We start from the raw sequence: 7,517 nt of genomic DNA on the forward strand, positions 1-7,517 counted from the left end.
CCTCCCGCCCGGCCGCCACGAGGCGGGCGTGCGGCTACGGCCACGGCCCGGCGGCCTCGACGTCGACGCCGTCGTCGACGGCCAGGGCGTGGCGACCGCCGAGGCGCCCACCCTGCCCTTCGCCTGGCAGCACGGCGGCGCGTCGATCACCCTCGGACGCGACCGCGGCCTGCCCGTCTGCGACGGGTACGAGCCGCCCTTCCCCTGGACCGGCGTCCTCCACCGCCTCCGCATCGACACCGACCACCGGCCGGCCCCGAGCGCGGAAACGGTCCGGATCGCCCTGCAGACCGACTGACCCCCTCCGGACGCCCGGTCGTGCCGCCTCGGACGCAAAAGAGCCCCCACGCTGTCGCGTGGGGGCTGATTACGCCACTATGGGAGGGGACTTGCGTCACCTGCCGTTGGTGGGCGAGGAGGGATTTGAACCCTCACATCCTTTCGGACACACGGACCTGAACCGTGCGCGTCTGCCGTTCCGCCACTCGCCCGCGAGTGTCGACCCGTCTCCGGGTGCTCGAAAAGGCTAGCACGTACAGAGCACTGGTCTGACAACTCGATACTTCGAGCGAACCTTTGCACCTATACGATCGTCTACCAGTGGGGAAGGGAGGTGCCCGTGGGCGTCATTCAGCGCTTCGAGCGAAGGCTCGAGGGCATGGTCGAAGGAGCCTTCGCCCGTGCCTTCAAGTCGGAGCTGCAGCCGGTCGAGGTGGCCAGTGCTGTGCAGCGCGAGATGGACGATCGGGCGGCGATCGTGGCACAGGGCCGCACGCTCGTACCGAACGACTTCGTCGTCGATATCTCTCAGCAGGACGGGCAGCGGCTGCAGGTCTACGCCGACAGCCTGAGCCAGGAGCTGGCGAACCTGGCACGGGAGTACGCGAAGGAGCAGGGGTACTCCTTCGTGGGGCCGGTGCGCGTCCGGTTCGAGAACACTGACGATCTGGCCACGGGCATGTTCCGGATCAGATCTGGCGTGATCAGGGGCTCGACGGTCGAGGGCGGGGAGATCCGCTCGTCGCCGAGCAACGTGCCGCAGGGCGGCGGCGGGGCCTTCGGCGGCCATCCGCGCCTGCTGGTGACGACCGCGGTGGAGGGGGCCGACACCACGCAGCGGACATATGAGATCAACACGCCCGTCACGCTGCTCGGCCGCGGGACGGACTGCGACCTGCGCCTTGTCGATCCGGGCGTATCCCGGCACCATGCCGAGATCCGCGTAGAAGGTCCCGAAATCGTCGTCGTGGATCTAGGGTCGACCAACGGCTCCTTCGTGAACGGGCAGCCGATCCGGCGGGTGACGCTGGTCGACGGGTCCCGGGTCACGATGGGCCGGACCACACTTGTGTTCCGCCGCGATAGGGAGTAACCCCGACTCCGATGTCCCCATTCACCCTCACGCTGATCAAGCTGGCGTTCCTCGCGCTGCTCTGGCTATTCGTCATCGCGGCCGTCGGCGTGATCAGGGCCGACCTGTTCGGCTCGAAGGCCGCCACGCGAGCGGCTTCGCGCGCGTCGTCGCCGCGCCCGCAGAAGGCGGCGGCGAGACCGCCGCGCGCACCGCAGCCGCCGCCGCAGCAGCAGGCCGGCGCCCAGCAGGGGGCGCCGACGAAGCTCGTCGTCGTGCAGGGCGAACGTGCGGGAACCGTCATCGACCTCACCGGGGTCCCCATCAGCATCGGCCGGGCGAACAACTCCACACTGGTCGTGACCGACGACTACGCTTCGACCACTCATGCCCGAATTTACGCGCAGGACGGTCAGTGGATCGTGGAAGATCTCGGTTCGACCAATGGGACTTACCTGGGACGCACGAAGGTGAGCCGGCCGATGCCGGTGCCGCCGGGCGTCCCCATTCGTATCGGCAAGACCGTGATCGAGCTGCGCAAATGACTCTGGGAATCCGCTACGCCGCGCGCTCCGACGTCGGCATGCTGCGCGAGGGCAACGAGGACTCGGCGTACGCGGGCGCGCATCTGCTCGCCGTGGCCGACGGGATGGGCGGGCACGTCGGCGGGGAGATCGCCAGCGCCGCGGCCATCGAGGCGCTGCGCCGGCTCGACAAGGACCTGCCCGCGAACGAGCTGCTGGCGGCGCTGGAACACACCGTCAAAGCGGCCAACGACAACCTGCACCGGATCGTGGAGTCCGATCCGGCGCTGCAGGGCATGGGCACGACGCTGACGGCGATGCTGTGGGCGGGCGACCAGGTGGCGCTCGTCCACATCGGCGACTCGCGGGCGTACCTGCTGCGCGACGGCAGCCTCTTCCAGATCACGCACGACCACACGCTCGTCCAGTCGCTGGTCGACGAGGGGCGCATCAGCCCGGACGAGGCCGCGTCGCATCCGCAGCGGTCGCTGCTGCTGCGCGCGCTGGACGGGCGCGGCGAGGTCGATCCGGACCTGTCGCTGCGGGAGGCGCAGGCCGGCGACCGGTACCTGCTGTGCTCGGACGGCCTGTCCGGCGTCGTCACCGCGGAGACGATCTTCCAGGTGCTGACGGACGTGGTCGAACCGGACCAGGCGACCGGCAGCTCATCGACCTCGCGAACCGCGGCGGCGGACCGGACAACATCACGTGCGTGGTGGCGGACGTCGTCGACCTGGAACGGCAGCCGCCGACGGGCGGGCCGGGGCAGGCGGTCGGGGCCGCCGCCGACCGCGCCGCCGCCGGGAACCGCCGGGCGGCCCGGGCACCACGATGCCGGCCGGTCCCGCCGACACGCCCGCCGGACGGGCCGCGCAACTGCGCGACACGCGGCCGCAGCCGCCGGTGGCGGTGGACGAGCGGCCGCCGCCGATGCCGGGGGCCGAGCCGATCGGCGATCCGTCGGCCGACCAGATGCCGCCGCCGGGCGCGATGCCGCAGGCCGCCCCCGCGAAGGCGAAGCGGGGCGGCGGCGTCCGGAAATGGACGTGGCTGCTGGTGGTCGCCGGTGTGGTGGTCCTCGGGATCGGCGCGGGCGGATTCATGCTGCTGCAGAACGTGAAGAGCGGCTACTACATCGGCGCGGAGAACGGCCAGGTCGTGCTCTTCCGCGGCACGCCGCAGGACGTCCCGGGGTTGGACCTGTCCCGCAAGGCGGCCGCGAAGGACCAGCCGAACCCGCCGATCCTGCTGGCCGACCTGCCGGAGGCCCAGCGCAAGAAGGTCGAGAAGACCTACACGGTCTCCGGCCCGGGCGACGTGGCGCAGCTTCAGCAGAGCGTGTGCAAGTACGCCGTGACGACCGAGAAGAACAACGTCGTCATCGTCAAGGGCGCGAACCAGCAGCACTGCGAGCCCAAGAAGATCAAGGGCAGCGAGATCGCGGTGAGCGAGTTGCCCACCGAGGACCGCGCCGCCGTCACGGGCGGCAAGCTGGTGTTCGGCAGCGAGCAGGAGGCACAGGCGAAGCTGCAGGAGCTCGGTGACCACCGGGACGCCTGCAAGGCGGGCGACTCGAAGCTGCAGGGCTGTCCGTCCGATGGGGGGACGCCCAGGTGAGTTCGATCGGGGAGCAGATCAGGGCACGCCTGCCGTACCAGCGGCGCAACGCCGCGTCCCTGGTGCTGCTCGTCTTCGCGATGGTCCTGACGCTGTCGGCGTTCGCGGAGGTCGGCCTCGCCCGCGACGGGAGCATCCCGGTCGGGATGTTCGGCTACGGCGGCGGGCTGGTGGTGCTGGCGATCGCGGCGTACTTCGTGCAGATGAAGTTCGCGCCGTACGCCGACCCGCTGCTGCTGCCGCTGGCGGTCGCGCTGAACGGCATCGGCTTCGCGATGATCTACCGGCTCGACCTGGAGACCAGCGCCGACTGGAAGCAGGCGGCGCTGAACGGCGAGGTCCTGAAGGACGCCGCGAACGCGCAGGACCAGCTGATCTGGACGTTCGTCGGTATCGCGTTGTTCGTCGCCGCCCTGCTGATCATGCGGGACACCGACAAGACCGACGCCCCGCTGTCGTTCACGCCCAAGACCGCGCAGCGCTACACCTACCTCATCGGGCTCGGCGCGATCATCATGCTGCTGCTGCCGATCGTCCCCGGCCTGGGGAACACGGTCAACGGCGCGCGCGTGTGGATCCAGATCCCGGGTGTCGGCGGGTTGCAGCCCGCCGAGTTCGCGAAGCTGATGATGGTGGCGTTCTTCGCCGGCTATCTCGTGAACAAGCGGCAGGCGATGTCGCTGATCGGCAAGAAGTTCGGCCCGCTGAGCGTCCCGCGCCTGCGCGACCTCGGGCCGGTTCTGGTGATCTGGTTCTTCTGCCTGGGCGTCCTGTTCGTGCAGAAACTCGGTACGGCGCTGCTGTTCTTCGGGCTGTTCGTGTGACTGCTGTACATCGCGACGCAGCGGCTGTCGTGGATCGTGATCGGTCTCGGGCTGCTGGCCGTCGGCGTGTTCATCGCGATGCAGCTGCCGTTCATGGGCCACGTCGACCAGCGGATCAGCATCTGGCAGAACCCTGAGGCGTACTTCGACGGCGGCTGCCTGCTGGAGAGCGGCGAGGTCGTCCCGGTCAACCCGAACACCGAGATCTTCCAGAAGTTCGACGCCCAGGGCGTCCAGGGGGCCGGTCTCGCGGCCTGCAACGAGCTGGGCGGCTCCTTCTCCGACAGCCGGCAGCTGATGATGGGGCTGTTCTCGCTGGGCGAGGGCGGCGTGCTGGGCACGGGTCTCGGCCAGGGCGAGCCGTGGCGGACGCCGCTGGCGTTCAGCGACTTCATCTTCACCTCGATCGGCGAGGAGGTCGGGCTGACGGGCCTGATGGCCCTCCTGCTGATCTACGCCCTGATCGTGCAGCGCGGCATGAAGACGGCCGTGGCGGCGCGCGACTCGTACCTGAAGCTGTTCGCGGGCGGCGTCTCGTTCGTCCTGGGGCTGCAGGTGTTCGTGATCGTCGGCGGTGTCACGAAGCTGATCCCGCTGACGGGTCTGACGACGCCGTTCCTGTCGCAGGGCGGTTCGTCGATGATGGCGAACTGGATTCTGATCGCGATCCTGGTGCGGATGAGTCATGACGCCCGCAAACCCGCACCCCAGGCGATTCAGGACGAAGGAATGACCCAGATCGTGAGCACGAGGTGATCCGCCGCCCATGAACATGGACAAGCCGATCCGGCGTGTGGCGATCTTCGCGCTGCTGCTGATCTTCGGCCTGATGGCCCAGGTCAACTACGTGCAGGGCAGCCAGGCCGAAGATCTGCGGACCGACGCGAACAACCCGCGCCTGTACTCCGACATCTTCAAGGAGCCGCGCGGGCAGATCAGCGCGGGCGGCGAGGTGCTGGTGTCGTCCAAGGAGATCGACGACGAGGAGTACGGCCGCGTCTACAAGGACGGGGCGATCTTCTTCCCGGTCACCGGCTACTTCCAGGGCGGCGCGACGCAGGTGGAGCGCGCGTACTCGGAGCTGCTGTCCGGGGACGACAGCCGGATCAAGAACCAGCGCTGGTTCGACACGTTCATCGGCAAGTCCGCCGAGGGCGCCGACCTGGAACTGTCGATCGATCCGGACGCGCAGCGCACCGCCTACAAGGAGCTGAAGCAGGCGACGGCGCCGGGCCGCCGCGGCGGCGCGGTGGTGATCGACGTCGAGACGGGCGCGCTCAAGGTGGCGGCGTCGTGGCCGTCGGCCGACCCGAACCAGTTCGCCAACGACCCGCGGGCGGAGAAGAGCTCGAAGCGGCTGGAGCAGCTGAACGAGGGCGACGGCGTGCAGAAGCCGCTGGTCGACAACGCGCTGAGCCAGACGTTCCCGCCCGGGTCGTCCTTCAAGATCCTGATGGCGGCGCTGGGGCTGCAGGAGGGGATGAACGCCTCCACCCCGGTCGACACCAGTGACCTGACCCTGCCGGAGGGGAACACGCCGCTGCCCGACTCGCACGAGGGCGGGGCCTGCGGCGGCCGCGCGCCGCTGCGCGCGGCGTTCGTCGAGTCCTGCAACAGCTCGTTCGGGCGTATGGCGATGGAACTCGGCATCCAGAAGATGCACGACGAGGGCGAGCGGTTCGGCTTCGGCGACCGCGTCGAGATCGAGCCGAACTTCTTCGCCGCCAAGAGCGCGATCCCGGTGGAGGTCACCACCGCCGACGGCAAGACGATCAAGACCGGTCTGGACGCGACGGCCCGCTCCGGCATCGGCCAGGAGAACGTGCAGTCCACGCCGCTGCAGATGGCGATGGTCGCGGCGGCCGTCGCCAACGACGGCGTCATCATGAACCCGTACGTGGTGGAGAAGGCGCTGGCGCAGGACCAGAGCGAGGTCTACAACGCCGAACCGCGGCAGTACAAGAAGGCGATGACCGAAGACCAGGCGAAGGAGCTCCAGGACTGGATGCGCGCCGTCGTCAACGAGGGCACCGCCGGCAACCTGCGGGGCATGAACATCGCCGGTAAGACCGGTACCGCCGAGCAGGGCGAAGGCATCCCGAACGCCCGCTGGTTCGTCGGGTTCAGCCCGATGGACGACCCCAAGTACGCGTTCGCCGTCATGACCGAAGGAGCGGGCGCCGGTGCGAGCGGTGCCGGTCCGGTCGCGGGGGCCATCATGCGGCAGGTGCTGAAGTAGTGACCCCCGGCCTCGTCCTGAACAACCGGTACCGGCTGCTGGAGCGGCTGGCCACCGGGGGGATGGGCGAGGTCTGGCGGGCCCGCGACGATCAGCTCGGCCGGGACGTCGCGGTGAAGCTGCTGCGCGTCGAACTGGACGACGACGCGCGGGCCCGGTGGCGGTTCGAGGCCGAGGGACGGTTCGCGGCGGCGCTGCGGCACGACGGGATCGCGCAGGCGTTCGACTTCGGCGAGCAGCACGGCCGCACCTACCTGGTGATGGAACTCGTGCAGGGCGAGCCGCTCGACGAGATCCTCGCACGTGACGGCGGGCTGCCGCTGGAGGCCGTCCTGGACCTGCTGGTGCAGGCGGGACGGGCGCTGTCGGCCGCGCACGACCTCGGGATCGTGCACCGCGACGTCAAGCCGGCGAACCTGATGATCTCCCCGACCGGGACGCTGAAGCTGACCGACTTCGGGATCGCGCGGCGGCTCGCGGAGGCGTCGCAGACCCAGACCGGCATGGTCATGGGCACCGCGCACTACATCTCGCCGGAGCAGGCGCAGGCGGGCGAGCTGACCCCGGCCGCCGACCTGTACTCGCTGGGCGTCGTCGCGTACGAGTGCCTGGTCGGCACGCCGCCGTTCGACGGCGCCACGCCGGTGGAGGTCGCGCTCAAGCACGTCCGGGACGCGCCGCCGCCGCTGCCCGCGCACGTGCCGGAGACGGCGCGCGCGCTCATCATGGAGATGCTGGCGAAGGCGCCCGAGGGGCGTCCGCGGAGCGCGGCGGCGGTGGCCGAGCGCGCGCTGCGGATCCGGGCGTCGCTCAGCACGGGACGGATGCCGCACGTCGACCCGTCCGGACGCCGCCGGGCCCGACCGGGACGGGTGGCGCGGGCGCGGCGGGCGGGGCGTCCCGCCCCGATGCGGCCACCAACGTGTTCGGGACGCCGTCGGCTCCCCCCGTTGCCCCGGTTC

7 protein-coding genes, 1 tRNA gene and 2 pseudogenes are annotated in these 7,517 nt (G+C 70.1%); 9 read left to right on the plus strand and 1 reads right to left on the minus strand.

Going from position 1 to position 7,517, the window contains the following annotated elements; all coding sequences use genetic code 11:
* Positions 1-298, plus strand: a pseudogene (locus BJF79_RS27955) (arylsulfatase); the annotation flags it as partial.
* A 107-nt stretch (positions 299-405) separates the two neighbouring features.
* Here BJF79_RS27955 and BJF79_RS27960 read toward each other — a convergent pair.
* Positions 406-491, minus strand: a tRNA-Leu gene (locus BJF79_RS27960).
* 128 nt (positions 492-619) lie between these two features.
* Between BJF79_RS27960 and BJF79_RS27965 the strand changes: the two genes are divergently transcribed.
* The 8 genes and pseudogenes from BJF79_RS27965 to BJF79_RS27995 form a co-directional block, all read left to right on the plus strand.
* A complete protein-coding gene (locus tag BJF79_RS27965) occupies positions 620-1,372 on the plus strand; it encodes an FhaA domain-containing protein (RefSeq protein ID WP_075901831.1) in 753 nt (250 codons plus the stop codon).
* A gap of 11 nt (positions 1,373-1,383) precedes the next feature.
* On the plus strand, positions 1,384-1,896 hold the full coding sequence (locus tag BJF79_RS27970) for an FHA domain-containing protein (RefSeq protein ID WP_075901833.1): 513 nt from the start codon (positions 1,384-1,386) through the stop codon (positions 1,894-1,896).
* 104 nt (positions 1,897-2,000) lie between these two features.
* Positions 2,001-2,465: pseudogene (locus BJF79_RS65840) on the plus strand (PP2C family protein-serine/threonine phosphatase); the annotation flags it as partial.
* A gap of 241 nt (positions 2,466-2,706) precedes the next feature.
* On the plus strand, positions 2,707-3,492 hold the full coding sequence (locus tag BJF79_RS53860) for a hypothetical protein (protein ID WP_075901835.1): 786 nt from the start codon (positions 2,707-2,709) through the stop codon (positions 3,490-3,492).
* Positions 3,489-4,316, plus strand: a complete 828-nt coding sequence (locus BJF79_RS61920; protein WP_262402682.1) for an FtsW/RodA/SpoVE family cell cycle protein — start codon at positions 3,489-3,491, stop codon at positions 4,314-4,316. Before BJF79_RS53860 ends, BJF79_RS61920 begins: the two co-directional genes overlap by 4 nt.
* A gap of 36 nt (positions 4,317-4,352) precedes the next feature.
* Complete coding sequence (locus BJF79_RS61925) at positions 4,353-5,072, plus strand: FtsW/RodA/SpoVE family cell cycle protein (RefSeq protein WP_262402683.1); 720 nt, start codon at positions 4,353-4,355, stop codon at positions 5,070-5,072.
* Positions 5,073-5,082: 10 nt separating this feature from the next.
* Entirely contained in the window at positions 5,083-6,555 is a 1,473-nt protein-coding gene (locus BJF79_RS27990; protein ID WP_075901837.1) for a penicillin-binding transpeptidase domain-containing protein, read from the plus strand.
* The coding region (locus BJF79_RS27995) for a serine/threonine-protein kinase (protein WP_075901839.1) at positions 6,555-7,517 on the plus strand (963 nt) is incomplete at its 3' end. The genes BJF79_RS27990 and BJF79_RS27995, both read left to right, overlap by 1 nt.

This window comes from Actinomadura sp. CNU-125, assembly GCF_001942465.1.
GTDB lineage: Bacteria > Actinomycetota > Actinomycetes > Streptosporangiales > Streptosporangiaceae > Spirillospora.